The organism is Mediterranea massiliensis (genome assembly GCF_900128475.1).
In the GTDB taxonomy this organism is placed as follows: domain Bacteria; phylum Bacteroidota; class Bacteroidia; order Bacteroidales; family Bacteroidaceae; genus Bacteroides; species Bacteroides massiliensis_E.
Genome location: NZ_LT635837.1, coordinates 447,147 through 473,256, shown reverse-complemented (window position 1 = coordinate 473,256; position 26,110 = coordinate 447,147). Strand labels below are relative to the sequence as shown.

Below are 26,110 nucleotides of genomic sequence, written 5' to 3'. Positions count from 1 at the left end.
GCTTATCCTGTTATTTTGCGTACAAAAGTACGATTAATCCATGAAAAAACAGGCAATAAGTTTGCAGATTTAAAAATGATTTGTACCTTTGCACCGCCTAAGAAAAACAGAGGCACTCCTCCGATGGAGTTTTGGAGAGGTGGCAGAGTGGTCGATTGCGGCGGTCTTGAAAACCGTTGTGCTGCGAGGCACCCGGGGTTCGAATCCCTGTCTCTCCGCAATAAACATTGGAAATCAATGGCTTACAAGGTTAACACCCGATTTTACACCCAAGAATGTAAAGTCGGGTGTTTTTATATTCATTTAAGGAATCATGTTCTAGTGGTTATAATAATTTGCGCATGACAAAATTTGTCAGTTCCAGTTTGTTTGCCCTATACTTCTGTATTTTGACTATTTCATATCCTTTCTTTTCAAAGAACGGTCTGGCTGTCAGGCTTACTTCGGATGTTATTTCAGCAACTTCCAATTGCTTGGCAATGCGTTCAACTTCAGAAAGAAGTTGTGTGGCCACACCTTTGCCTTGCCAATCCTTGTGTACGAACATGGAATGCAGATAGCCGTCTTTATTCATAGATGAAAAGCCAACCATGCGGCCCGCCTCATCAAAAGCACCTATAAAATGATTGTGTGACAGAAGCTCTTTCAAATGCTCTACACTGTCACCACAAGATGCCCAATCTTCTACCTCTTCTTGTGTATAATGCCTGATATTAACATTCAGCACGGTAGAGCGAAATAATTCCTGCATTTCGGGAATGTCCTTTTCTTCGAGTGGGAGAAGCCTATATTGGGGGCTTAACCATCTAATCACTTTACATGGATTTCCAGCAGCAAGACAATTCTCAGGTATTGATTTTGTAACCACACTTCCTGCACCAATTACACTACCTTTTCCAATGGTTACTCCGGCAAGAATGATACTACCACCGCCAATCCATGCATTATCTTCTACGGTGATTGGTAAAGCTTTGGTTCTGAAAAATAGTTCCCCCGAATCTTCATTCCAATTTTCCACAAATCTCTCATCAAAATTAATTGGATGAGTAGCCGTATAAAACTGCACGTTTGGAGCAACTAGTACTCTATCACCAATATGAATCTGATTTTCATCCATCATCGTACAGTTCTTATTAATAATAGTTTGTTCACCAATAAAAATATGCTTACCACATTGACAAGTAAAGTTTTGTCCTACGCTTGAATGATTTCCAATGTTTCCTAACATTTTGGAAAGGATTTCTTTTTTTTCATTTTCCGCTGTTTTTATGTCATTTAACACGGACAAATAACCTTTTGTTCTATTTATCATCACTAACACTTCTGCATCCAGATAGTTACAATATTCTCCTGACAAAAAATGTTGGTAATTGCTCATTTTTTTATTCAATTCATTTACCATTAAGAATTCCTCCAATGTCTCTTTTATTATTTTGAATCCCAACTTAAGATACATATTAACTGCATAGTTGGCTTTTTGTACAGAAAGAGATACACGATTATATCCCTTATCTTTAAGGGATGCTAACATTTCGTTCATTAAATGACTTCCAATACCTTTATTACGGTATTCTTTATATAAAGAAATGGAAAGGGAGGGAGTTTGGTTGTCTATATGTCCGTAATCATTCATAATCCGTACCCATACAGCACCAATTACTTTTCCTGCACAATCAGCGACCAAACAAAAATCATCCTTTTTTGTTCCAAAGTTTTCAATATATAATTTTAATTCAGGTGCATTTATAACCTCTTTTGAGGGAGTTTCTATTCCTTTTGGGATGAAAATAGCTTCATAAAGGAATTCTCTTAATAAGAACGTTTCCTCTTGACGTAAAGGACGAGTTTTATAATTTATTGCATTACTCATAGCGTTCACACTTTCGTTGTAAATCTGATACATATTGTTTCTGTTGTTTTTTCAAATACCATTTGGCAAATGGATATAACCACCATTTCTTTACAGAAATCATTTCTATAAATTTAATTTCAGTTTTTGTATCAACTTGCTTGAAATATCCAGTCCACGTACCATATAAGTTTTTGTTATCCAAATCAAATGAATATTGGCTATATGGCTCAAACACTCTGACTATAAAATGTGTGATAATATCATCGCTATTTCTTTCAGTAAAATGCCTTTTATCAGAAAAGCTAATAGAAACAATATCACTACGCCATGAATAGTCATTTAAGGATGTTACAACTTTCCAAACTGTTTGTATATTACAGTTTAATGTGGCACAAATTGTTGATTTTATTTGTTTATCCATATAATTCAGTATTATAAGTGATGCCATAAAGATACGAAAAAGGAGCAACCAAAATAGCATTTGATTACTCCTCTCTTCTAAATTTGAGCGATTTAACAATTACAATTTGAATCCTCTGCTTTTTCTTGGCTCTTCTGTTGGTCTTCGTAAACTTTGCCGTAATTTATCAAACTGCTCTTTGAACCATTCTCCCATCTGTATCCTGTTTATAGTCAGTATGAGCTTACCGCTATCCATCGGATGTTTCTCAACCCTGAAAACATCGTTTTTGATATCAAACTTATGTCTGTGTTCTTCGGAATAAATTTTGCCACTACATTGTATGGCTTCTTTCTTTGTCAAGAGGCTCTCTATCATTTCTTTGGTGAATCCGATGGTAGCACACAATTTTTCCATTCTCAGCATCTCTTTAAGCATCGGAAACCACTTGAATGCCTTTTCAAGCAAGGTGTTAAGCCGGGAAATTTCCCTGTCTTTGGCTTCAAGCTCTTGATTGTGTATTCCTTGAAGATTGCGTATCTGTTTGCCGTGCTGTTCCTGCATTTGTTGCATCTTGGCTTTTAATGCATCAATACCTTTATCACGCTTGACAACTTCCTGACGCAATTTTTCATTGGCTTGTTCCAAATCTTTCAACTTTCCACTACCGAAAAGAGAACCGACACCGCTTGCTATGGCGGTGGCTGCATTGGTGGCTGTTTTCTTTAGCTTGTCGGTGCGTATTTCTGATTTCACCTGTTTCAGTTCCTGTTCAGCAAGACCTATCTGTTCTTCTTTGTGCCGTTTTGCAGCATCCATGCGTTGCAGTTCGGCTTTCTGCTTCTCAATGATGAAATCGTTACGCTCCAGATGCTCCTTGCCAGTAACAGCCTTTGACTGCCCACGCTCCATCAGGAGAATGTCGGATGCCAAACTCTGCATTTCCGTCATATCCTCGTCATTGAGCTTTCGGCTTTTACCTGTATCGTGGTTCATCCAGTCGAAAACGATATGTGCATGGTAATTCGGCTTGAACCACTTTTCACCGACTTGGAAACTCTCCCTATCTCCGGCTTCGGGTTGTCCACTAAGCCAGTGTCCCTCGTCCTTGTGCAGGAAGATTTGCAGCGGTGTGATACCCCAGCGTCTTTGGCATTCCTCACCGAATTTACGCACGTCTGCCAGTGTCGTATCCGGTCTGATGAGTAATACTCCCTCACGGATTGGTGAGCATCCAGCCACTTTTATAATCTTCCCATTCTTTCCCTTGCGTTCACGCTCCTTTTCCTGCATCGCTCGTCCGGTCTTTTCCTTGACCATCCGTTTGATGTTTTCATAGTGCGCCTGCAGGTCAGGACTACCGAAGCTGGGGTTTATCCACTGCTCGTTATTGGAAGTCAGTTCGGGCACGATGTAGATTTGAGATTTGCCGATATTGCGCATATACTCTGCTGCTCTTCGGTTATGAGCCCCGCTTGATGTAATTCTGCAGGGCTTGATATGTATGCTTGATTTTGTTGCCATATTCTTAAAATTTGATTTGGATTGTTGGTGAAATTTTCTGTTGTCCGCTCATAACCGCACAGGGTTCTTAGGGGTGTAACCCATAAGCGGAGATTGCAAAGAGAGGGTCACTCTTTGCTCTGGGTTCTCAGGGGAGAAACGCCCTGAGTGGGTTATTAGGGTAAAACCCTAATCCCCTCGGGAGAGCCCACAACTACGTAAGCGAAGCGTGTAGTTATAGTGGGCTATAACCGGAAGCCTTTCGGTTTCTTGGATAGCGTATCATTCCTCTTTTTGACAGATTGCGCTTGCTCTTTCCTATCGGCTATTCGTTTCTGTAAATATTCGTTCAGATCTTTACATCCACTGTAGATTTGCGAGGCGTCACGTATATACCGGGTAGCATCATACTCCTTTCGGATTTGCTGTATTGCTTCCATTCCTGCACGGTCATTGTCAAAGAAACAGTGGATGCGCTCATAGCTTCCCAACGGATAGAGTGCCTTGGGAACATTGGCTACGGAATTAAGAACTATGTAATCCTGTCTGTCGAAATCGGGTGATTGCGGACAGCTTTCCAGCCTTAAGGTAAGAAAGGAAAGGTAATCCATAAATCCCTCAAAAACGTAACATGCACTCCTTGGCTTTCCTGACTGTCTGATATGGGATATTTCTTTCGGTGCGATACATCCCTTGAAATATCGGTTGCGGATTTCATATCCGCCCGATATGTTCGGAAAAGCAATGGCGAAATACCGTTTGCCGTTGTGGGTGAAACGGGCTTCCTTACATTCTCTTTTCGCCAGTGCCGTGTTTATCCCTCTTTCCTGTAGGTAGGCAAGCAGGGCAGGAGAAGCCAGCAGCACAATGTCCAATTGCTGAAAACTCGGTTCGGAAAATGATTGCTTTCCAAAAGAGAAAGATACGGGACGTATGTACGGTGTCTGTTCCTCGATTTTCTGCAGAAGATAAGGCACATAGTCGGAACAGTAGAGTTCCTGTGCCAGTGCGATGATATTTCCACCTTTGCCGATTGCAAAATCATACCATTGGTTGCGCTCGGTATTTACTTTGAATGAAGGTTCTGTTTCTTCCCGTAGCGGGGATTTATACCACAGGTTGATACCTTGCTGCTTGACGGGAGAATGTCCCAAACTGTACAGAAAATCCGCTATCCTGATTTGTTTTGCTGTTTGTATATCCATAATAAGATGAGTGCTTGAATAATGGTTGGAATATTTATTTCTCTTTTCGCCCGTACCTTTTTGTGAAGTACGGTCTGTATAATCACTTCACTTTATTTTCGTATATATAGGATACGGTAATAAAGTGAAGCGGTTTTACATTCTCTGCAACCGCTTCGCTTTATCCTTAATATATAGACCTGCCGAATAAAGTGAAGTGATTACAGGTTAGACGGTCTAATAGTGAAAGTCCGGCTTGAACGTGTATTTCCTGCCGTTCTCCTGTACTATCATCCGTTTGTTCCGGAGCATGGTGATAAGTGATACTGCTTTTTGATGGTTCAGTTTTACACCTACCGACATATATGACTTGATTAAGGCGGTTTCCAAATCCTTGTAGCCGTATTCCTCTTTCAGTCCGAAAGCCGCTTCCAGTGCTATGCGGTGCTGTTGTTCGGTAATATGCCTGTAAGGGTCGAACTTTTCCTCTTCCGGTCTTCCGGGTTTCTTCGCTTCGGGTCTGTACCCCTCTATGAGTTCAGGCAATGCATTGTCGTTGATACGGAAAGCGAAAGGCTCGAAATCCATTGCACGGATGTGCATGGCTGAAACATTGCTTATATCCCCGTTGCTCTTGTCCTTTTCCACCAGCAGAACAGTTTCCGCCTTGTTGTTCAGCTCCGTACCGATATGCCCTCTTGCGTTTTCATCGCCTTTGTTTTGGTGGAGTATCGTATGGATGTGTATCTGCCTGTCATCCGTCCACTGCATCAGTTTGGATATAATGCGTGTCGATTCTCCCGGACTGTTGATGTCATATACCATATCACGGATGCCGTCTATGATTACAAGCCCTATGTCCGGTGTATTATAGATAGCCTGTTCGACAATCCTGATACGCTGTTCGGGCGTGTATTTCCTCAAAGCGAGAAACTCCAGATGTTCATTATCCCTGTCATCAGGAAGACCAGCAAGCCGTAAAATACGTTTCATGACTTTCAGACAGTGATAATGGCTTTGTTCCGTGTCCACATAAAGAATCTTCCTTTTTTCTTCCGGTAGTTCCGCAACATACCGCAGTACCGTACCGTTTTTCAATGCGGCGGCTACGATAGCCGATACATTGAAAGTCTTTTTACTCTTGGCTTTGCCGATGGATGCACTGAAATTGCCCAGTGTACCAATGACCGAACCTTGCACTTTTAGAATCTCAGGTGCTTTTTCGTAGATTTTCGACAGGCTCAGGCGTGAGGCTTGCCAAAGGATTATAGCCTGTTCTGCCGAAATCTCCTTTATTTCTTTCATATAGTCCATAAGCATACCTCCCATTATTTCCGTCCTCCTGTTTTCTTCCCGGCAAGTTCAAGAGCCAATTCCGCATCTACGATAATCTTGCGCCCTATCTGGGTAATCGCCTTGTCTATCTTACCGCTTTTCTTTATGCGGTTGGCAGTGGGCAGACTGCACCCGAACAGTTTGGCTATGCCGAGTATTCCGTACACATACTTCTTTTCCGTGTCTGTAACGGGTTGCGGCAATGCTTCGGCCTGACCTGAAGCGTGCTTACTCAGGAATATGAATTCTTCGCCTGTCATCTGCCAGACGGGTTTTGATAATAATTCTTGGATATTTGTCATCGTCCAATCTATTTAGTCGTTAAACAATCAGCCCTGCGCACTGGCTGTTATTTCTGTTCTCGAACGATGCAAAATTAGGTAGGGTTATGAGTGGTAAGGATGGGGACGGTACAAACTGAATATCATTGTATCTTATTGAATATCAGAAAATAAAAATACCACTCAAAAATTATTTTGAGTGGTAAAAGTGGAACTTTCGTAAAGTATCAGGATATATCACGGATTATCTGAATATATGTTCCATTTCCTTGGCGAAATTTTGGTTGCTGTCACTGGGGAAATCTGAAACAGGCTCCTTGTACTTGGATTTGTAGTAGCTGTCGTCAATATCCAGCAGTTTCAGTATTCTGTCTTTCCATTTGTCCCTGTCCTGTTTGGAGAGTTTCTCGCTCATCAGGAATATCAGATAGCATACACGTATTTTCTCTCTCGGTTTTATTTTCAGCTTGCAGTTGCAGGGGTGAAGATTCATATTGGCATAAAAATCCGGTGCGGAAATTTCTTCGAACTGTTCTCCTTCGCACACCTCATGAATGAGCGAAAGTAATTTCATGCTGAAATATTCCTGCTGTTCTTCTGTTGTTTCCCGTTGATTGATTGGTTTATCCGGTTCATACTCTTGCTGCCCGTCAGGAATGTATTTCTTCAATATATCCAGAAAAAGGCAGCTTTGACGGTATATGTCCGCACAACAGTTCTTCATATATTGGAATGCCTCTGTTCTTGTAGCCTTTTGCTGGTCATAGAGTTTGTTCAGTTTGGCTTTTTCCCTGTCATATTCAGCCTTGCAGCGTTCATATTCTTTCTCTGCCTGTTTTTCCTCTTCGGCTGTATGCTCCCTGTAACCAATGGAATCATACCTGTTGTTGGCTTCATTCAGCGGCTTGCTCAGACTTCTTGTAACATCCAGCTGGGCTTCAATTTCCTGAGAATACCTTTCCATGTGCTGATAGCAAGCACGTTCTATGGCTCTGTCACTTAACGGGCGTATCTCATAAGCCTGTATGCTCTTTTCTATTTCAGTTTTCAGGCTGTTGAGTATCAAGGTGTATTGCTCTTTTTGCTTGTCAAGCACCAGTTCAAGGATAGCGGCTTCAAAAGATTTCATGTCATTATACTCCTGATAGAAATCCGATATGAATTTCTGCCTGTCAAAAGAAAAAGCGTAATTATCTATATAGTCTCTGTATATTCTGTTGAGTTCTCCATATTGGGGAATCATCGTCTGTATCTTTCCTGCCATATACTTTATATTATGGGTTCTTGTCCTTGTCAAGGAATAAGGTCAGTTCTTCTTCCATTTCTTCTATACTCGGTAGGGCAGATTTCAGATTTTCGGGTACTGCCTTGCTCAGTTGGTAATCGCTGATACCTATCGGCTGGTCATAGCCTGTCAATGCGTATTGTGCTACAACTTCGTCTTTTCCCTTGCACAGCAACAACCCGATAGTCTTGTTGTCATTCTCTCCCCTCAGTTTATCATCCACCACATTGATGTAGAAGTTCAGTTGCCCTGCATACTCCGGTTTGAATGGGGTAGCCTTTAATTCTACCACGATATATGCGTGCAGTGGAATAGAATATAGTATCAGGTCTGCATAGAAATCGCTGTTTCCGACTTGGAAATGTTTCTGTCGTGCAACGAAAGCAAAGCCATTGCCCATTTCCAGCAAGTAACGGGTAACGTGCTTATAATTATACCATATCCGGAACCCGCATGGTAGTGCGGATAAAATCAGAGGTTCCCTAGGGTTAAACTTAACTACTATTTTTCTTTGCGATATAAAATACATAACTGTAATAATCTACTACCAATCTAAAATAAAGCGATTATAAGCTATCCTTTTTCCTGTGTTTGTTTTAAAGTTTTCACCTATACACTTTTTTATCTTTTCCTGTTCTTTTTCTTTATCCATAACCGTTAAATTTTCAAGCAAATCAGCTTCCCATTGTATTTGAAAATCAAGTCCATCAATTTTAGATGGAGTATGATGGTTGCCTATTATAAAGCATATTCTATCAATATTTTTGTTATAGCCTACCTTTTTTAATATTTCTTTCGCTACTGCTGGTCCTTCCTTTTCTTGATAGACACCATCAATAGAACCGTATTTTTTTTGTGCTTCAACCGCACCAATATCATGTAGTATAGCAATAATACTGATGAATTCTTTTTCTTCCTCTCCGATATTTTCTCCTTTCATTATATCTTCTGCATTTTTCAAAACTTTGAGAGTATGCTCTATGCCAAAAGGAATTTCTTTGAATACTTCTTTCATCTCTATAATAATTTTTTCTTTAAACATAAATTACCTCCATTTATACCTTATAGGTGTTTTAGTTCTATCTATCCACTTTTTTGTTCGCCGATACAATCAGCATCATGGGACGGCGCATTTCATCCTGCATCCCCGGAATATCCATCATGTTTTCCGGCGGCTGCGGCTCCACAATATGATTTATTATAAAACCATTTGAAAGCAGTGTATTTAGATATGTGGTCAGTGTTCTATGATATTTTGTAACCTTTTCTCCCAAAAACACAGCTGTCCGTTTGCCCTCATAATAATAATTATCCACCGGAAAATGCAGTATTTCTCCTTTTTCGTTATAATGCCAGTCTTGTGTTCCATAGGCAGTAAAAACAGGATGTTCAACCGTAAAAACTAGCTTACCACCAGACTTCAGTATTCTATATATCTTTTTTACTAAAATCTCATAATCTGCTACATAGTGAAACGCAAGTGAACTTAATATTACATCAAAACTCTCCTCTGGGAATTCCACATCTTCTATAGCACAGCATTTATATTCAACCTGTGGAAAATGTGTTTTTTCTTTGGCTACCTCGAGCATTTTATGAGAAATATCAACACCTACAACAGAAGAAGCACCGTGTTCCATCGCATAAATACAGTGCCATCCATAGCCGCATCCTAAATCAAGCACACGCTTATCTTTAAAATCCGGCAGCAGCTTTCTCAATGTTTCCCATTCTCCTGCACCGGCTAGTCCCTGCTGTGAGCGACTCATTTGACTGTATTTTTGAAAAAATATATTATCATCATATTTGTTTTCTTTCATCTGAATTCCCCCTCGTTTAAAAAGTTATTTATCTCCGTTGCAATTTTTTTCACTTCTTTATAAAGCTTCTCGGTCATATCGTAGCATTCAAAAAGTGAAAGACCGAGTACTTCAAAAATATGATTAACCCTTTCGGCATATTTTTCAGGTTTATATTCAAAAGTTTCAAGCAGTTTTATAGCTTTCTTTTCGTTAATGCAATAAGCATTATTGCATGCAAATAGTACTTGATTTAAGCATGAAATAATACGAAAAACATGGCCTGCAATATAATATTTATCCTCTGCTCCCGCATTTGCTTTTACAAACATTAAAGAGAACTCTGCTTCAAATATAAAAAAGTTTATCAAGCTCTTCTTTAGAGCACCAGGGTAAATTTCCGCCTGATTTTTTAATTCGCATAAGCTTTCATTTTTAGCATATTGTATCTTGCTGATAGCCAATTCTCCACGATACATAGCACTTATATAACCATGGGGATGCCCGGTCTGATAATTTGCAGTAACAATTCCTTGCTCCGTATCCTTGATTATTTGTTCCACCCGTTTTATATCACGTAAAATCAAATCAACATGATACCCGTTCATAACTAACCATCCGCCGCCATTGATCCAATCACCCCACGCTCCGGGAGGTACAACAAGGTTGTTTCTATTCTCATCATCCAATTCTGTAGCAATTTGATTAATCGCTGTCAGGTCAAATGATTCTGAATTGTAATAGATTCCGATATCTATATCAGAATCCTCTGTATGGGTGCCTCTTGCACGGGAACTCCCTAATACGATGCCTTCTATATAAGGCAAAGAGGATAATTTTTCTGTCACTGATTGAATAATATTATCTATCATACTGAATCACTCCTTTCAATATCAAAAGCTATATCCCATGCTGAGAAACGCCTTTTTTGCCATGTGTTCCTTATGCTTTACGTATATTTCTATGGAAAGAGGGCCTTCAAAATTCATCTTGAAGGCCTTATTTTTTCTGATTAGAGGTCTAACCTACTTAACGTTTAGTTAAAATCAATAACCTCTTTCACGGCCTACTTACGATCTGTCAAATACGAAAAGTAAAATAATTATCGGACTAAGTTTAATTTCTTATCTTTAATTTCATAAATTACATCAGCCACATTTTCAAGTAACCGTTTGTCATGGGTGATAAACATGATCGTTCCTGCATATTCCTTCATTAGTATTTCCAAGGCCTCCAGGCTTGGTATGTCAAGGAAGTTACTGGGTTCATCCATTAGTAGGATGTTATATCTACCCATAAGCATTTTAGCTAGCAATAATTTCATAATTTCGCCACCGCTTAAAATAGATAAGCTTTTTCCAATATCGTTCTGCTTAAACCCCATGGATGCAAGCACGGAACGAATTTCTGAAACATTGTAATCACAATCCTCCTTCATAAACTCCATAACATTCTGATTACTGTTGTACTTGTAACCATTTTGTGCAAAGTAACCTATTTTTGCCTTAGGTGAAATAGAAATTCCTTCTTCATGGTTTAAGATCATTCGGATTAAAGTTGTTTTTCCGGTTCCATTACCACCAGTTAACGCCACTTTTGCTCCTAGAGGAATTTGAAAAGATGCATTTTCAAACAGTGCCTTATCCCCAAATATTTTATTAATTTCCGTACCGACTATAGGGTATGGATTATGGAGCTCCAATGCTTTACTTTGCCTGAAACGAATTCTGCGAATGTCTTCCGGAGCTTCTACATTTCCTAAGGCTGCAATCCTGTGCTCTAGGGATTTAGCGGCATTATGCATCTTTTTTTCCTTACTTCCTATTGATTTTTGATGAGCTAAACGCCCTCCGCCTTCAGTACTTTTTTTCTTTGAAGCACCTTTCGCCTTCTGTTCTATTTTACGAGCCTGTTTTCGCTTTTCCTCCGCAGCCCTTTCCAATCGGGCACGTTCCGCAATAAATTGTTCGTATTCTGCAGCTTGACTCTTGCGTTCTTCCTCTTTCTGGCGAAGATAATCAGAATAGTTTCCCCAATACTCAGTGATTTTGCAATCTTTCAGCTCCCATATTTTATCTACTACCTCATCAAGAAAATATCGGTCATGGCTAATAACTAACAGTGCACCTGTAAAATATTTTAGTTGTCCAATTAGAAAATCAATTCCTTCACGGTCTAAATGGCTCGTAGGTTCATCCGCTAAAATACCATGAACCTGTGCCGATAAGGCCTGTGCTATTTTAAGCCTTGTTTCTTCACCACCGCTCATGGTCTGTATATCTAATTGCTCAACACCGAGCTTGCCTACAAGTGCAAAATCTTTTTCCACCTGCAAAGTTACCTCGTCCAACTGGGGAATATAGGCAAGTTCACCCAGACGATTCATTTTACATCCTGGGGGAGTTAATTCTCCTAAAAGTACCCTGAGTAAAGTGCTTTTTCCAGCACCATTTGCTCCTACTAAACCAATACGGTCATAATCATATATTTCTAATTCTTCTATATCTAAAACATCGCGTCCTTTGAATTCCACACGAATGTCTTTAGCTTTTAATATCAATTCCATAAAATTTTCCTCCTGTCTATAATCGCATGTTTTCATTTGCTTGTACGCAGGGAAAACCCTGCGATTTTAGCAGGAAGAATTACATGAAAATAAGATACATAAATATCCCTCCAATATTGTTTATTTTAAATCTAATTTCCTAATCTCAGTTATCATCGGGCAAGCTATGGCAATGCAAATAATTAAAATACCTGATAGTAAAAACCAATAATTTACACCGATTCTATCAGCAAAGAACCCAGAAAGAATTAATCCAATTGGCATAGCAAGTGACATGATACTACCAGTCAAAGAAAATACACGTCCTAAATATTCAGGTTTAATTTTCTCCTGAAAAAGAGCTGTTTGCACGCCGCTATAAAATGGCACCGAAAGCCCCATTATTGCACAGCAAATTACAAATATAACAAATCCACTTGTAGGAAGTATTCCTGAAACGGCTAAACTGGCCCCCATGATAAAAAATGAACCTGTTATTAGTAGTACACGCTTTTTGAAACTTCCTAATCTCCCCAATAGTAAGCCTCCTACTAGCATTCCAGATGCAAAAGCGATTTCGGTAATAGAAATATGCACAGGTGTTCCATTAAAGTATTCCATGCTTATTAAAGGAAATAGTGCATTAATTGGCATATAAACAAAAGTATATAGTGTTCCTAAGAGTAATAAGGCAAATAATCCTTTGTTTTGTCTCAGTACGACAATTCCTTCTTTCATTTCTCTTATGAAATTTGGTTTCAAGCTTTGCACTTGAACGCCCAGCTTAGGAATACGTACAATTGCTACCGTAATAGACGCCATCACTGCCCCCAATACATCGATGGCAATAATAGCATTTAATCCCCAAACGGAATATAACAATGCTGCAACCGCCGGACTAACAATATAGCTTATAGACTGTAAAGACTGACTATAGCCTGCACATTTCGTAAGCTGTTCTTCTGGTACTAAAAGTGGCGTAACAGCATTGAGTGCTGGGGTATGAAAAGCCGTTCCAATGCTACGGATAAACAATACTACCATAACCATCCAGATAGGTAGCTCCATATACAATGCAACAATAGCAAGCACTGCCCCAGCTGCTGCGATAATTAAATCAGCACCAATCATTATCTTCTTCCTATCATGACGATCCACTAATACACCAATGGCTGGTCCAAAGACCGCATAGGGTAAAAAACCTACTAGTGAAGCCATAGACAAGACCATCGCAGATCCTGTTTTCTCTGTAAGGTAAAAAATAATCGCCATTTGCAGGATGGCACTAGTGATTAATGATACTGCCTGCCCTGCCCATATTGTATAAAACTTAAGTTTCCAATTGTTGTATTTTTCCATTGATATTATCTCCTGCATATTATTTTGCTTGAATTTCTATTTTGATTAGTAATGTTTTGAATATTGGGGACAGACAGTATTGAATCTGTTTCAATAAAACTACGAAGTACATTTAACGGATATAAACGGGCAAACTGGCACATATAAGTAAGATTACGCTCCGAATATCCTTTCTTTTCCGGGTAATTGAATCGGATTGCCTGCGCCAACTTCTTGATAATTTTACCTCCCCACCCATGCAGGTTTTGATGATACAGTATATAGTTGCCCATTTTCCAGTAATGGAACAACATCTGGGCATTGGCTGCGGTAATTAACCGGATTTGTGCCTGTTCTATTTCCGAACCGACAGCATGGACAAAGGCATCAAAATGACCTTTCTTTATATTATGTTCGTTGTTATTTTCCATATCACTAACTATTACTTAACAAAGATAACTCTAATAATGGATAATCTGTGAAACTGACTGATACTTTTAGAGTTGGTTAAACTTGTTCATTGCATTGGCCTTAATATCATCTGCTATGTCAATGTAAGGCTTCATGGCTTTATAATCACTGTGCCCTGTCCATTTCATTACAACCTGTGCAGGAATACCGAGAGCCAGTGCATTACAGATGAATGTCCTTCTTCCTGCATGTGTGCTGAGTAATGCGTATTTCGGTGTAACTTCATCTATACGTTCATTTCCTTTGTAGTAGGTTTCACGTATAGGTTCGTTAATTTCTGCCAGTTCGCCCAGCTCTTTCAGGTAATCGTTCATCTTCTGGTTGCTGATGACGGGCAGAGCCATGTAATTCTCGAAATGGATGTCCTTGTATTTGTCCAGTATGGCTTTGCTGTATTTGTTCAGTTCAATCGTCAGGCTGTCGGCAGTCTTGACTGTGGTTATTTCGATGTGGTCGGACTTCACATCGCTTCTTTTCAGATTGCGAACATCCGAATACCGCAAACTCGTAAAGCAGCAGAACAGGAAAACATCACGCACACGTTCCAGGTATTGCTTATCCTTGGGTATCTGGTAGTCTTTCAGCTTGTTCAGTTCATCCCAAGTCAGGAAGATTACTTTTTTCGAGGTGGTTTTCAGTTTCGGTTTGAACGTATCGTATGCAATGTTCTGATGATGTCCTTTCTTGAAGCTCCAGCGCAGGAACCATTTGAGGAATCCCATTTGTTTACCGATGGTACTGTTTCTCATGTCTTTCTTGTCGCGCAGGAAATTGACATATTCGTTCAGTCCGAATTCATTGAAATATTCAAAGGTTAAATCTTCCTTGAACTCTTTAAGGTGATTTTTTACGGCTGCAAACTTTTCGTATGTGGATTCAGTCCAGTTATTCTGATTGCCGCATTCTTTTACAAATTCATCGAACACCTCCCAAAAACTTATCTGTGCTTCTTCCTGCTGTTCTTCGTTGGCATTCTTCATCCGCAGGTTGAATGCATCCTTTAGTTGTTGGGTAGTTGGCATGGTTTCCTGTACCTCAAACTCCTTGAACACATTTTGAATTTCGGCATAGTATTTCAGCAGATCGGCATTGATTTCAGATGCACTTTGCTTTAGTTTGTTGGTACACCCGTTCTTTACTCGCTGCTTGTCGGAATCCCATTTGGCTACATCGATGCGGTAACCCGTTGTAAACTCAATGCGCTGGCTTGCGTATATGACGCGCATACGGATGGGGACATTCTCCACAATTGGCACACCGTTCTTTTTCCGGCTTTCCAATGCAAAAATGATGTTTCGTTTGATATTCATAATTGGGTGCGTTTGAAATTCTACACCCAAATATACACCCAATATTTGGAATAGCAAAAGATATTCAGAAAGATTTAGATTTACTATGTATTCCAAATTGTGTGTGATTATCAGTAATTTGTAATTTTATGATATTTCTTGAATATGTAGGTTTGAGAGCCTGTCTCTCCGCTAATGAATTGGAAACCCGCTGAAAATCAGCGGGTTTTTCTTTTTTAATAAATGCTCTATTCCCCCATTAAAATGCCACTTCTGACAAAGTTCCGTTACTAAATCGTTACAGGAAAATCGGGAAAATCTTCTGTAACGATTAAAAAACGCAAATCGCTTTGTGTGACTTTCCCAAATCGAAATGTGTTATTTTAACAAATTGGTTTCCAAAACAAAATGTGACAATATTAGATTTTTCGAGTGATATTCAAACAATGATTTAATGGAGTTTAAACGCCATTAAATCATTGTCTTTTCTTGGAAATATTCCGTAAAAATTGGGTCGTTTGCTATTATTTTACTATTATCTTTACATAGCGATTAAGATGCCTTATCTAGCTTTTTATCATAGCTTTAATAACTTTCTATTTGTGGTATCTAAAAACAATATTCAAATAGTATCTAATCATTCCACAAATAGAATTAAAATAACGTAGCCTGATTTTAGTTAGTATTGCAAAGATAGTATTTGTTCCTGATTATACTTCCAAGTTCTTGATTTCTTTTTGCAGATTTTCCAAAAAACGGGAAGCATGCGCGCCATCCATTTGTGTATGGTGAAATTGAAAAGAGACAGTCAATGTACGCTTCCATAACCCCCGTTTGTATTTACCCCAGATTAAAAACGGATTATTGAACACACCGCTGTACATGCCTACCGCCCCATCTATCTCATATTGTGCAAGAGCAGATGTACCGATGACCATGCTGTCCGTCAGGTCATGATTCTGGCAACTTTCAGAAACTTGCTTCGTCAGTCTCAGATAATCAGCATTGAACTGCTGCAAATTATCGGAGAACGGAATATCGCAGGAACTGACTTCGCCCTCCCGATTGGTTACAATGGTACAGACGGCAAGGTTGTCGAATTGCATTAATTTTCTGCCAACAGGAAGCATATAGAACTCTTTTATGTCGCTTGCAGCCCGTCCGATGCACCAGCACATCAACATATTGAATTTTAGCCTTGTCCGTTTGCTGATACGGGTCAGACGAGTAACATCTATGGTCTTGAAAAAGGTGAGCATAGGCATGGGGGCATTCATCCACAATTCAAATGCATAGGCACGGGTCGTTTCTTTTGGATTCACTTCTTTCATTTTATCATTCATTTTAAGTTTAGTCAGAGCAAAGGTAAGCCGGTTATTCTTGTAATACATGAATTGGCATCTTCACAGTCAAAGATTTGCGCAGCCAGTTGTTTTAATTCTGCGTTTTCAAGGTCATAACCGGAAATCTCTTGATTGTGCAATAAGGATATGGGTAGATTCAAGAAGGCTTTTAGAACGTATGGCTGAAACACAACCACAATCATTTCCACATTCCCATCCACATATAAATGGGAAGGATAATTAACCTGACCGCTAATGGTAAATCCCGATTGGGCGGTTTTCAACTCCAGAATATAAAGCGGTGTTCGCTTATGGAAAATGATTTGAGGACAGCCAATAGGAAAAGTAAGGGTATTCAGCGGTTGATAGCTTTTGAATACCCAATAGTACCTGACGTAAGGTTGCAAGAACTTACATGGCTTATAAAATTGGAATTCGTCTTGAACCATATTACAAAGTTAAAGATTTTAGTTCTAACGTACTTGTTATAAAGTTGTTTTTTTATTTGCCAATCCTTGTGCCTTATACGATTTTTATTGCATGATTATTTTATAACTCATGAAACCTTTCTCTCTGACTGAGGACTTTATTCATGCTGATTTTTCAGCTGTTTTTTATGAATGTTCTATTCCCCTCTATTGTTTCCTTCTCATATGATAAAATGGCATTCCATGCAGATTCAGTTTTATTTTTCTTCATAGGAGATTATGGAGCCAATTTTTTCCATAACTTTAGGCACTGAATTAAGAAAACAGTGCTAAGATGACTACTAAAGAAGAATTTATAGAATTGCTCCGCTCTACTCATCGTGAAGGAGTGGAAGATTTACTGGAAGGTCTGGAGAACATGGGGTTCTTTACGGCTCCGGCTTCTGCCAATCACCACCTGAATACGGAAGGAGGATTGGTACAGCATTCACTGAATACCTGCAAGGCTGCCCTGATGGTGTGGGAAGGAATGGCTGCCATCGAGCCCGGCCTGGAGAAAGAAGTGGAAAGGGAAAGTGTGATAATAGCCAGTCTGCTGCATGATGTCTGCAAAAGTGACATCTATTTCCGTACAGTGAAAAAGAAGAAAACTGCCATAGGAACTTGGGAGGACAATGAGGGTTATAAGGTTTCCTACAAGAACTTCCCCATGGGGCACGGAGAGAAATCCGTCATTCTGCTGCTCTGCAATGGTATAGCCTTGAGTGACGATGAGATGCTGGCAATCCGTTGGCACATGGGAGCATGGGGCATCAATATGAACAGTTATGAAGACCAGCGATGTTTTGATACCTCCCAAAAGCTTTATCCCCTGGTTACCATCATTCAGGTTGCAGACAAACTGGCTGCCAATATTATGGAACGGAGCGGTGAAGAGTTGGATGAGCTTTAATTGTTCAAGAGGAGATATGGGGTAAATTGTTCACTCCATCCGTCCGTACTTCATTTCTTCTCCCTGCTCGTCGTACTGTTTGCGTTTGCCGGTAGGAGGGGCGGACAAGGTGATGCGCACGACGGCGGTGCGGTGGAGGCTTCTCCGGACTGCTTCGTCGAAGGCATCCATGTGTTGGGGCAGGAACCGTTGGCTGATTGCCTTGAGGGCCTGCACCTTCTCTGCTTCATCCGTTACCAGCTCTGCTTTCCCGAAAGCCATGGCGGATCGGTATTGCAGGGTGAAGCTTCCGTCCTTGGGACCGACGGTGGGCTGGCATTTGGTGACGGCTGAAAGGCACACTTCGGGATGGGCCACGATGGCTTCCAGCTTTTCTCCTTCCAGCGCGCAATGGAAGTACCAGACGTGGTCGTCGGTGGAGGCCAACGAAAGTGGAACGCCGTATGCCGTGCCGTCCGGCCTTGTGAAGCTGACGGTGATGTAAGGGGCTTTGTGCATGATGTCCAAGGCCCAGTCGCTGTTCATTTCTCTGCTTGCTTTTCTCATAATTTCGTTTTTTCGGGGTCGTATAGACCGGTTGCCGATTCGGGAGGTAAAAGTAACACTTTTGTTTGAGAAAACGGTCGGACAACCGATAATTCTGGTCATGATATCGGACGGGGAGGAATGAAAACAGAGGATGCGGCATCTGGCAGTCGTACCGGAAAGCCGCAATCCTCTGTCTGTATACCAAAAAGGGATGATGTCAGGAATGTGTCGGAAGTCTTCAGCTTGTCATTTCAGTCGGTCGTACGCTTCGTCGGAAACGGGCTCCAGCCATTCGTTGGACGTGTTTTCTCCGGCTACCTCAAAGGCCAGGTGGGCAAACCAGCTGTCGGCTGCCGCTCCGTGCCAGTGCTTGACGTTGGCGGGGATGTGGATGACGGTTCCCGGCAGAATCTCTACAGCGGGCTTGCCCTCTTCCTGGTACCAACCGCGTCCGGCCACGCCGATGAGCATCTGCCCGCCGCCGCTTGTGGCGTGGTGGATGTGCCAGTTGTTCCGGCAGCCCGGCTCGAAGGTGACGTTGGAGACGGCTACCTGTTCCTTCGAGAGGGGGGCGAGGTAGCTGTTGCCGACGAAGTATTGGGCGTAGGCTGTGTTGGGCTCGCCGATGGGGAAGATCATTTCGCGCTGGAAGGCAGCCTTGGCATCTGCGGCGGCCGTGTCTTCGGTCCACACTTCCTTGGCCAGGCGGAAGGCTGCCCAGGCTTTCGGCCATCCGGCATAGAAGGCGATGTGGGTCAGTATTTCGGCAATCTCGCTGCGGGTGATGCCGTTCTGCTTGGCGGTCTGGAGGTGGTAGGTTAACGAGCTGTCGGTGATGCCTTGGCTGATGAGCGAGGTAAGTGTAATGAGGCTGCGGTCGCGCAGGCCGAGTTGGTCGGTGCGGCTCCACACTTCTCCGAAGAGGACGTCGTCGTTGAGTTCCGCGAATTTGGGGGCGAAAGTGCCCAGCTGGTCGCGTCCGGCTGTCTGTTTGATAGTTTTCTGTGCCATAATGGTTGTACTGTTTACGGTCAATGCGACAAGCGCAAGGATCAGTTTGATTTTCATGATGAAGAGGTTTAAAGGGTTCGCCAATCTTTTCGTTTGCAAAGTTAGTGCATGGTGAGGGCAGGTCTTGTATACCGATTACGGATGTTTGTACCCGAATCCATGGTTTTTCGGTCGGTACTTCCAGAGGATTACTCCAGTACTTGCTTGGGAGTACTCGAGTACTTGCATATAAGTACTGGAGTACTTGGCTGGAAGTACTGGCGCTATGCTGCGGGCATTGAGAACTTTTAAACCGATGGGACAGAGGAGAAGATATGAGCCGGGAAGGCGTTTATCCTTTGGCCTCCTGGTAGAGGAAGCGCTTGATGCTTTTCTTGGCTGTCTTTTCGAACTCCTCAAAGTGGATTTTCACTTTGGTAATCTGGCAGTAGGCGGGCAGCTGCTGGTTCAGTTCCTGGCGGTTCTGCTCCATGGCCTCTTCGATGTCGCTCTGCTGGAGTCCGCGGGCAAAGGCTTCGTCGAAGTCGGGATAGATGAGGGCCACCAACTTGTCGTTCTGTAGCACGATGAGCGACTCGGCAACGTAGGGCATGTTGTTCAGCTTGCTCTCAATCTCTTCGGGGTAGATGTTCTGGCCGCTGGCGGTGAGCAGCATGTTCTTACTGCGGCCGCGGACGGTGACGTTGCCTTCGCTGTCCATCGTGGCCAGGTCGCCGGTATGGAGCCAGCCTCTGACATCGATGATTTGTGCTGTCGCCTCGGGATTCTTGTAGTAGCCAAGCATCAGGTTTTCGCCGCGGCAGATGATTTCGCCGGCGCGGTGGGCGGGGTCGTTCGAGTCGATGCGCACCTCCATGCGTGAGGCTGCCTTGCCGCACGAAGCGAGCTTCAGGTCCTGCCAGCGGCTGGAGCAGATGATGGGGCCGCACTCCGTCATGCCGTAGGCGATGGTGTAGGGGAAGCCTATCTGCTTGAGGAACCGCTCCACGTCGGCATTGAACGGGGCGCCGCCGATGATGATGTCGTTGAACTCGCCACCGAAGATTTCCATGGCTGCCTTGCGTGCCGACGCCTTGATCTTGTCGTTGATGATGGGTACGCGCAGCAGCAGCTTGCCGATGGTGTTGTCCACGCGCGGCAGGATGTTCTTCTTGATGATTTTCTCTACGATGAGCGGTACGCAAGAGATGATACGCGGCTTGATTTCGGCAAACGACTGCTCGATGATTTTGGGTGAAGGCATGCGCGTCAGGAAGTACAGGTGGGCGCCGGCACAGATGCCATAGAGGAAGTCGTACACCATGCCGAACACGTGTCCCAGCGGAAGCATCGAGACGATGTGGTCGCCGGCCTGGATGGGGCGCATCTCGAAACAGTAGTCAACGTTCGAGCGGATGCTGCGGTAGGGCAGCATGACGCCTTTCGAGTAGCCGGTGGTGCCCGACGTGTAGTTGATGATGGACAATTCTTCGGGCGACTCTTCGTGGCGGTAGCGGATGTGTTCGGGGCGAAAGTTCTTGGGGTAGCGCTGGCCGTAGATGGCGTTGCGGTGCTCGAAGGCTTCCATCAGGCGCGGGTCGCGGCATACGACGGGCGTGAAGTCGGTGAGCAGCACCACGCCCATCAGGCCGGGCATGCGGTCTTCGTTCAGGTTCTCCCAAGCCTGGTCGCCCACGAAGAGCAGCTTGGCTTCGGAGTGGTTGACGATGTTGTGGATGTTGTCGGCCTTGAACTCGTGCAGAATGGGGACGATGACGGCTCCATAGGTGATGGTGGCCAGGAAGGTGACGGCCCAATGGGCGCTGTTGCGTCCGCAGACGGCAATCTTGTCGCCGGGCTGGATGCCTGCACTTTGCAGTACGATGTGGAACTTGGCTATCTTCCGGGCCACGTCTTTGTATTGTAGGGTTGCTCCTTTGTAATCTGTCAGCGCATCGCGGTCCCAGTTGCGGACGATGCTTTGCTCTATATATCCGATGAAGCTTTTATCTGGTTTCATTCCTTTGTTTTCTTTTCAATTCTGCACAGTAGTTGAAAAACTGCGCAAAGATAGGGCTTACACTAATCTCTTGCAAACAGTTTTCATATTTTTTGAATTCGCTACAACTTCGGGTTGCCTTCCGTTTTTTCCTGGGTGGTCTGCTCTTTTTTCTTTTCGGAGATGAGCAGCAGTTTGTCGTTCGTGTGTAGCTTCAGCGAACCGTTGGGGATGAGGTACTCGTCGTCGCGCTTCACAATCATGACCAGTGTGCCTTTGGGGAGCTGCATGTCCTTCAGGGTCTGGGCACGCGAGAGCATATCGGCGCTGACGGTCACCTCATGCAGATCCGATCCCAGCTCTTCGGGCAGTTCCACGCCGAAGTCGTTGCCGGTCTTTTCCTGCGGCAGGGAGAGTCCCAGCAGGCGGGAGATGCGGGCAATGGTGGTTCCCTGTATGATGAGCGAAAGGATGGTGATGAAGAACACGATGTTGAAGATGCTGTTGGCGCCGGGCACGTCGGCTACGACGGGGTAGGTGGCGAAGATGATGGGCGCCGCTCCGCGCAGGCCCACCCACGAGATAAACATCCGCGACTTGGGGGTGATGCTCCGCCCGAAGGGCAGCAGGCTGAGGTACACGCTGAGCGGTCGGCCGACAAGTATCATGAATGCTCCGATCAGCAAGGCTACGGCGGCTACCTGCAACATTTCGTGCGGGTTGACCAGCAGGCCCAGGCAGAGGAACATGATAATCTGGAAGAGCCACGTCAGTCCGTCCATGAAGGTATTGGTCTCCTTGCGGTAGGCTATCTTGTGGTTACCCACCATCATGCCGGCGATGTAGACGGCCAGATAGCCGTTGCCGTTGAGCAGGCTGGTGATGGAGAACGTGAAGAGGACGAAAGCCAGCAGCAGGATGGGGTAGAGCGACTGGTTGTCGATGTTCAGGCGGTTGAGCATGAGGACGGCCAGCTTGCCCAGCAGGTAGCCGGCGGCACCGCCCACTACAAACTGGATGACGAACGAACCGGCTATCTCGCCCCAGCCTCCGATGCCTGTCGACTGGGTGAGCTGGGTCAGTACGATGGTCAGCATGTAGGCCATGGGGTCGTTACTTCCGCTTTCCAGCTCGAGCAGGGGACGCAGGTTGTGTTTCAAGTTAATCTTCTGCGAGCGCAGGATGGCGAACACCGAGGCCGAGTCGGTAGACGACATGGTGGCAGCCAGCAGCAGCGAGGGGATGAGCGGGAAGTGGATGTTGGTCCAGCTCATGCCCGAGAGCCACCAGATGAAGAGGCCGGTGAAGAGGGTGGTGAGCAGGACGCCGAGGGTGGAGAGGGCAATACCCGGCTTCAGCACCGGCTTGATGTCGGCGAAGCGGGTGTCCATACCGCCGGTGAAAAGGATGATGCTGAGGGCCACCATACCGATGAATTGGGCGGCCTTCATGTCGTGGAACTGGATGCCCAGACCGTCGCTGCCGAAGAGCATGCCTACCAGCAGGAAGAGCAGCAGGGTAGGCACTCCGAAACGGTAGCCTGTCTTTCCTGCCCAGATGCTGACGAAGAGCAGGATGGAGCAGGTGAGGAGAATGTGTTCAGCTGTCAATATCATATCTGTTCTATTCTTAATTTAATGATTATTCAACAATTATTTCTTCCTGTCGGTTCAGTTGAATTTCAGCAGGAAAGTCGTTTTTTCGCCGGGCAGGAGGGAAATGCTGCCTCCCGACAGGCGCATGATCTGGCGCGAGATGCTCAGCCCGATGCCGTTTCCTCCTTCGCGGGTGGTGAAGAAGGGGATGAAGATATGGTCGGCTACCTCGGGCGGAATGGGGGGCCGTCGTTCGACACTTCTATGAGTACCGCTTCCTCGTCGTTGCAGTAGGCACGGATGCCGATGTGTCCGCCTCCTGCTGGAGCCGGTTGCTCGCCGATGGCCTGGATGGCATTGCGCAGCAGGTTGGTCACTACCTGCCCGATGAGGTTCTCGTCGGCATGCAGGATGAGGTCGTCGGGAGTCACGTCGATGCTGAAGGTGATGCCGCCTGCTTCGGGAAACTGGTGGCGGGCCAGCTGGACCATGCGCTCTGCAAAGCCTTTCACGAAGAACAGGGTGGGCTCGGGCGTAGGGATGCGGGTGAAGCGGCGGTAGGACTCCACGAAGGACAGCAGTCCCTTGCCCGTGCTGCTGATGGTCTGCAGTCCCTGCCGTATCTCATCCGTCCGGTCGGGGGCGGCGGGGCGTTGGTCCACCAGGTGCAGCAGGGTGTCGCTCAGCGACGTGATGGGGGTCACAGAGTTCATGATTTCGTGGGTCAGCACGCGGGTGAGCCGTGTCCAGGAGTCTATTTCCTTCTCGTCCAGTTCGTTGTTGATGTCGTTCAGGGCCAGGATGCGCAGGTGTTCGCCGTGGATGGTGATGTCGCTCGTACGGACCGAGAGGTTCATTGTGCCCCGTTCGTTGTGGAAGGCCAGCTGGAGTTTGCTGCCCGTGCGGCAGGCCGAGAGTTGGGCGGCCAGTTGCGGGTCGATGCGGTTCAGCTGGCTCAGGTTGGTCAGTACGGTGAGGCCCAGCAGGCGCAGGGCTTCTTCATTTTTCTGGTACACGGCTCCCTTGTCGTTCAGCACCACGATGCCCGTGTCCACGCAGTTCAGTATCAGTTCGTAATATTTCTCCTGCTGGATGATTTCCTGCTTAGTGTGGGTCATGATTTGGGAGACGCGGTTCAAGGCATGGTTCAGCAGGCGGCTGTCGGGGGTGCCGTCCTCTTCGGAAAAGTGGAGCGAGCCGTCGTCGTTTTCGATGGCATCGAGCAGAAACAATACCTTGCGTACGTGCTGGCGGTAGAACCTGGCGGTCCACCAGACGGCTGCCGCAGTGAGCACCGTCAGCAGGATGGACCAGAAGAGCGGGTTGCACCAGCTGGGCAGAGAGGTGGGCCCGACGAGGAAGACTGCCCATGCACCGCCGGCTGCCAGTGCGGAGAGCAGGCACACCGCAAAACGGAAGCTGTAGTAGGGTGAAAGTTTCTGAAAGAGGTTCATGGGGCGTGTCTGTATTTAAAGTCCGTAACGTTTCATCTTGTTGTAGAGCGTCTGGCGCGTGATGCCCAGGCTGGCGGCCACGGCCGAGAGGTTGCCTTCGCACGTCTGGAGGGCTCGGGCAATCATCTGCCGCTCCATGGCTTCGAGGGTGGTGGCTTCGGTTGCATGGGTTGCCGGAGCCGAGGGGCGGGACAGCTGGAAGCTGCCGGCCGTCAGTGTGGGGCCGTCGCAGATGATGACTGCTTTCTCCACCGCATGCTCCAGTTCGCGGATGTTGCCGTACCAGGGATGGCGCATCAGTTTCTCGCGGGCTTCGTCGTCGGGTGTCAGCTGGGGCTTGCCATATTGGCGGCAGAAGCGGGCGATGAACCGTTCGGCCAAGGGCAGGATGTCTTCCGGCCGCTGGCGCAGGGGAGGAATCTCCAGGTGGATGGTGTTGATGCGGTAGAGCAGGTCTTCGCGGAATTCGCCCCGTTGTACCAGTTCGCCCAGGTTGCGGTTGGTGGCGCATATCAGGCGGATGTCTACGGGAATGAGGTCGTTGCTGCCTACGCGGACCACGGCGCGGCGCTGGATGGCGGTCAGCAGCTTGGCCTGCAGGTGGTAGGACAGGTTGCCTATCTCGTCCAGGAAGAGGGTGCTGCCGTTGGCGGCTTCGAACTTGCCCATGCGGTCGGCGTGGGCGTCGGTAAAGGCGCCCTTCACGTGTCCGAAGAGTTCGCTTTCGAAGAGGCTTTCTGTCAGGGCTCCCATGTCTACGCTGACCATCTCGTGCTCCCGTCGGGGCGAGAGGGCGTGTATCTCGCGGGCCAGCATTTCCTTGCCGGTGCCGTTTTCGCCGGTTATCAGGATGTTGGCGTCGGTTGTGGCTACCTTTTCCACCAGTCGGCGAAGGTGTTGCATGGTCGGACTCATGCCCCAGTACATGCGGTTGCTTTCTGTGATGGCGGGTGCGCCTGTTTTCGTCTTGCGTTGGGGAGAGCAGGCGGCGAGCAGCGTTTCTATCAGCTTGGCGTTGTCCCAAGGTTTCACGACGAAGTCGGCAGCCCCTTCCTTGATGCCTTTCACGGCCAGGTCGATGTCGGCGTAGGCCGTAAAGAGCACGACGGGCAACTGAGGGCGCAGGCGTTTGATTTCGTGCAGCCAGTAGAGGCCCTCGTTGCCGTTGTTGATGCCGGCGGTGAAGTTCATGTCGAGCAATACCACCTGCCACGGGGCGGCATTCAGCATGCTGGGCAGGCTGACGGGCGAAGGCAGGACTTCGATGCGGTCGAAGTAGGGCTTCAGCAGCAGTTGCAGGGCGCTCAGCACCCCTCGGTTGTCGTCTATGATGAGTATGTTGCCTGATTTCTTCATATCGTGCAAGTCTTTGTCTTTCTGTTTTACCCCACAAATATAAGACTTTTGACAGGAAGTTGGTTGCTCCATAAAGAGGAATGCATCTGTTTTTGACTTATCTTATTGATATAGTGCTATATATGTCGTTCGTAAAAATGCTTGTCGGAAAGCGCTGCTTTCCAGCGTAGAAAACAGTGCTTT

20 protein-coding genes, 1 tRNA gene and 6 pseudogenes are annotated in these 26,110 nt (G+C 45.2%); 2 read left to right on the top strand and 25 right to left on the bottom strand.

What is annotated here, in order from left to right; all coding sequences use genetic code 11:
* Nucleotides 1-133 precede the first annotated feature (133 nt).
* Nucleotides 134-218 (top strand) — tRNA-Ser (locus tag BQ7483_RS09820).
* Nucleotides 219-325: 107 nt separating this feature from the next.
* Here the strand turns inward: BQ7483_RS09820 and BQ7483_RS18340 are convergent.
* The 19 genes and pseudogenes from BQ7483_RS18340 to BQ7483_RS09725 all read right to left on the bottom strand — a co-directional run.
* A pseudogene (locus tag BQ7483_RS18340) lies at nt 326-697 on the bottom strand (GNAT family N-acetyltransferase); the annotation flags it as partial.
* Nucleotides 698-805: 108 nt separating this feature from the next.
* Nucleotides 806-1,378 (bottom strand): annotated as a pseudogene (locus tag BQ7483_RS18335) (sugar O-acetyltransferase); the annotation flags it as partial.
* A 93-nt stretch (nt 1,379-1,471) separates the two neighbouring features.
* Nucleotides 1,472-1,870, bottom strand: a pseudogene (locus BQ7483_RS18330) (GNAT family N-acetyltransferase); the annotation flags it as partial.
* On the bottom strand, nt 1,863-2,273 hold the full coding sequence (locus BQ7483_RS09800; RefSeq protein WP_071150780.1) for a hypothetical protein: 411 nt from the start codon (nt 2,271-2,273) through the stop codon (nt 1,863-1,865). The pseudogene BQ7483_RS18330 and the gene BQ7483_RS09800, both read right to left, overlap by 8 nt.
* 99 nt (nt 2,274-2,372) lie before the next feature.
* Nucleotides 2,373-3,776: a mobilization protein gene (locus tag BQ7483_RS09795; protein ID WP_071150073.1), complete on the bottom strand. Its 1,404-nt coding sequence runs from the start codon at nt 3,774-3,776 to the stop codon at nt 2,373-2,375.
* 224 nt (nt 3,777-4,000) lie between these two features.
* Nucleotides 4,001-4,960 carry a toprim domain-containing protein gene (locus BQ7483_RS09790; RefSeq protein ID WP_071150072.1) on the bottom strand — a complete coding sequence of 320 codons (960 nt, stop codon included), beginning with the start codon at nt 4,958-4,960 and terminating at the stop codon, nt 4,001-4,003.
* 216 nt (nt 4,961-5,176) lie between these two features.
* Nucleotides 5,177-6,253, bottom strand: a complete 1,077-nt coding sequence (locus BQ7483_RS09785) for an AAA family ATPase (RefSeq protein WP_071150779.1) — start codon at nt 6,251-6,253, stop codon at nt 5,177-5,179.
* Nucleotides 6,254-6,267: 14 nt separating this feature from the next.
* Nucleotides 6,268-6,576: a DUF3853 family protein gene (locus BQ7483_RS09780; protein ID WP_007842330.1), complete on the bottom strand. Its 309-nt coding sequence runs from the start codon at nt 6,574-6,576 to the stop codon at nt 6,268-6,270.
* Between the two features lie 223 nt (nt 6,577-6,799).
* Nucleotides 6,800-7,819 (bottom strand): hypothetical protein, encoded by a 1,020-nt coding sequence (locus tag BQ7483_RS09775; RefSeq protein WP_071150071.1) that lies wholly within the window; start codon nt 7,817-7,819, stop codon nt 6,800-6,802.
* A gap of 10 nt (nt 7,820-7,829) precedes the next feature.
* Nucleotides 7,830-8,267: pseudogene (locus tag BQ7483_RS09770) on the bottom strand (PDDEXK nuclease domain-containing protein); the annotation flags it as partial.
* 117 nt (nt 8,268-8,384) lie between these two features.
* Nucleotides 8,385-8,882, bottom strand: a complete 498-nt coding sequence (locus BQ7483_RS09765; protein ID WP_071150069.1) for an HD domain-containing protein — start codon at nt 8,880-8,882, stop codon at nt 8,385-8,387.
* Between the two features lie 37 nt (nt 8,883-8,919).
* Nucleotides 8,920-9,660: a class I SAM-dependent methyltransferase gene (locus tag BQ7483_RS09760; RefSeq protein WP_008766909.1), complete on the bottom strand. Its 741-nt coding sequence runs from the start codon at nt 9,658-9,660 to the stop codon at nt 8,920-8,922.
* Complete coding sequence (locus BQ7483_RS09755; protein ID WP_071150068.1) at nt 9,657-10,511, bottom strand: nucleotidyltransferase domain-containing protein; 855 nt, start codon at nt 10,509-10,511, stop codon at nt 9,657-9,659. Before BQ7483_RS09755 ends, BQ7483_RS09760 begins: the two co-directional genes overlap by 4 nt.
* Before the next feature lie 230 nt (nt 10,512-10,741).
* Nucleotides 10,742-12,205, bottom strand: a complete 1,464-nt coding sequence (gene msr(D), locus BQ7483_RS09750; RefSeq protein ID WP_071150067.1) for an ABC-F type ribosomal protection protein Msr(D) — start codon at nt 12,203-12,205, stop codon at nt 10,742-10,744.
* A 120-nt stretch (nt 12,206-12,325) separates the two neighbouring features.
* Complete coding sequence (gene mef(A), locus BQ7483_RS09745) at nt 12,326-13,543, bottom strand: macrolide efflux MFS transporter Mef(A) (protein WP_072545804.1); 1,218 nt, start codon at nt 13,541-13,543, stop codon at nt 12,326-12,328.
* A 41-nt stretch (nt 13,544-13,584) separates the two neighbouring features.
* Nucleotides 13,585-13,953, bottom strand: a pseudogene (locus BQ7483_RS09740) (DUF1016 N-terminal domain-containing protein); the annotation flags it as partial.
* A 66-nt stretch (nt 13,954-14,019) separates the two neighbouring features.
* Nucleotides 14,020-15,303, bottom strand: coding sequence for a site-specific integrase (locus BQ7483_RS09735; RefSeq protein WP_071150065.1), 1,284 nt, complete (start codon nt 15,301-15,303; stop codon nt 14,020-14,022).
* Nucleotides 15,304-15,992: 689 nt separating this feature from the next.
* The gene (locus tag BQ7483_RS09730) at nt 15,993-16,613 is read right to left on the bottom strand and encodes a CatA-like O-acetyltransferase, family 2 (RefSeq protein ID WP_072545803.1); all 621 of its coding nucleotides are present in this window, start codon (nt 16,611-16,613) and stop codon (nt 15,993-15,995) included.
* Nucleotides 16,614-16,636: 23 nt separating this feature from the next.
* Complete coding sequence (locus tag BQ7483_RS09725; protein WP_022019659.1) at nt 16,637-17,074, bottom strand: DUF6597 domain-containing transcriptional factor; 438 nt, start codon at nt 17,072-17,074, stop codon at nt 16,637-16,639.
* Nucleotides 17,075-17,387: 313 nt separating this feature from the next.
* On the opposite strand from BQ7483_RS09725, the gene BQ7483_RS09720 reads away from it, so the two are divergent.
* Nucleotides 17,388-18,005, top strand: a complete 618-nt coding sequence (locus BQ7483_RS09720) for an HD domain-containing protein (protein ID WP_072545747.1) — start codon at nt 17,388-17,390, stop codon at nt 18,003-18,005.
* Nucleotides 18,006-18,035: 30 nt separating this feature from the next.
* Here the strand turns inward: BQ7483_RS09720 and BQ7483_RS09715 are convergent, their stop codons facing one another.
* The 6 genes and pseudogenes from BQ7483_RS09715 to BQ7483_RS09690 form a co-directional block, all read right to left on the bottom strand.
* On the bottom strand, nt 18,036-18,551 hold the full coding sequence (locus BQ7483_RS09715; protein ID WP_072545746.1) for a pyridoxamine 5'-phosphate oxidase family protein: 516 nt from the start codon (nt 18,549-18,551) through the stop codon (nt 18,036-18,038).
* A 228-nt stretch (nt 18,552-18,779) separates the two neighbouring features.
* A complete protein-coding gene (locus tag BQ7483_RS09710; protein ID WP_022019656.1) occupies nt 18,780-19,601 on the bottom strand; it encodes a carboxymuconolactone decarboxylase family protein in 822 nt (273 codons plus the stop codon).
* A 274-nt stretch (nt 19,602-19,875) separates the two neighbouring features.
* Entirely contained in the window at nt 19,876-21,543 is a 1,668-nt protein-coding gene (locus tag BQ7483_RS09705) for a long-chain fatty acid--CoA ligase (protein ID WP_072545745.1), read from the bottom strand.
* A 101-nt stretch (nt 21,544-21,644) separates the two neighbouring features.
* Nucleotides 21,645-23,138, bottom strand: coding sequence for a potassium/proton antiporter (locus BQ7483_RS09700; protein WP_072545744.1), 1,494 nt, complete (start codon nt 23,136-23,138; stop codon nt 21,645-21,647).
* Between the two features lie 54 nt (nt 23,139-23,192).
* Nucleotides 23,193-24,571 (bottom strand): annotated as a pseudogene (locus BQ7483_RS09695) (sensor histidine kinase).
* Nucleotides 24,572-24,586: 15 nt separating this feature from the next.
* Nucleotides 24,587-25,927, bottom strand: coding sequence for a sigma-54-dependent transcriptional regulator (locus BQ7483_RS09690; RefSeq protein ID WP_072545743.1), 1,341 nt, complete (start codon nt 25,925-25,927; stop codon nt 24,587-24,589).
* Nucleotides 25,928-26,110: the final 183 nt, after the last annotated feature.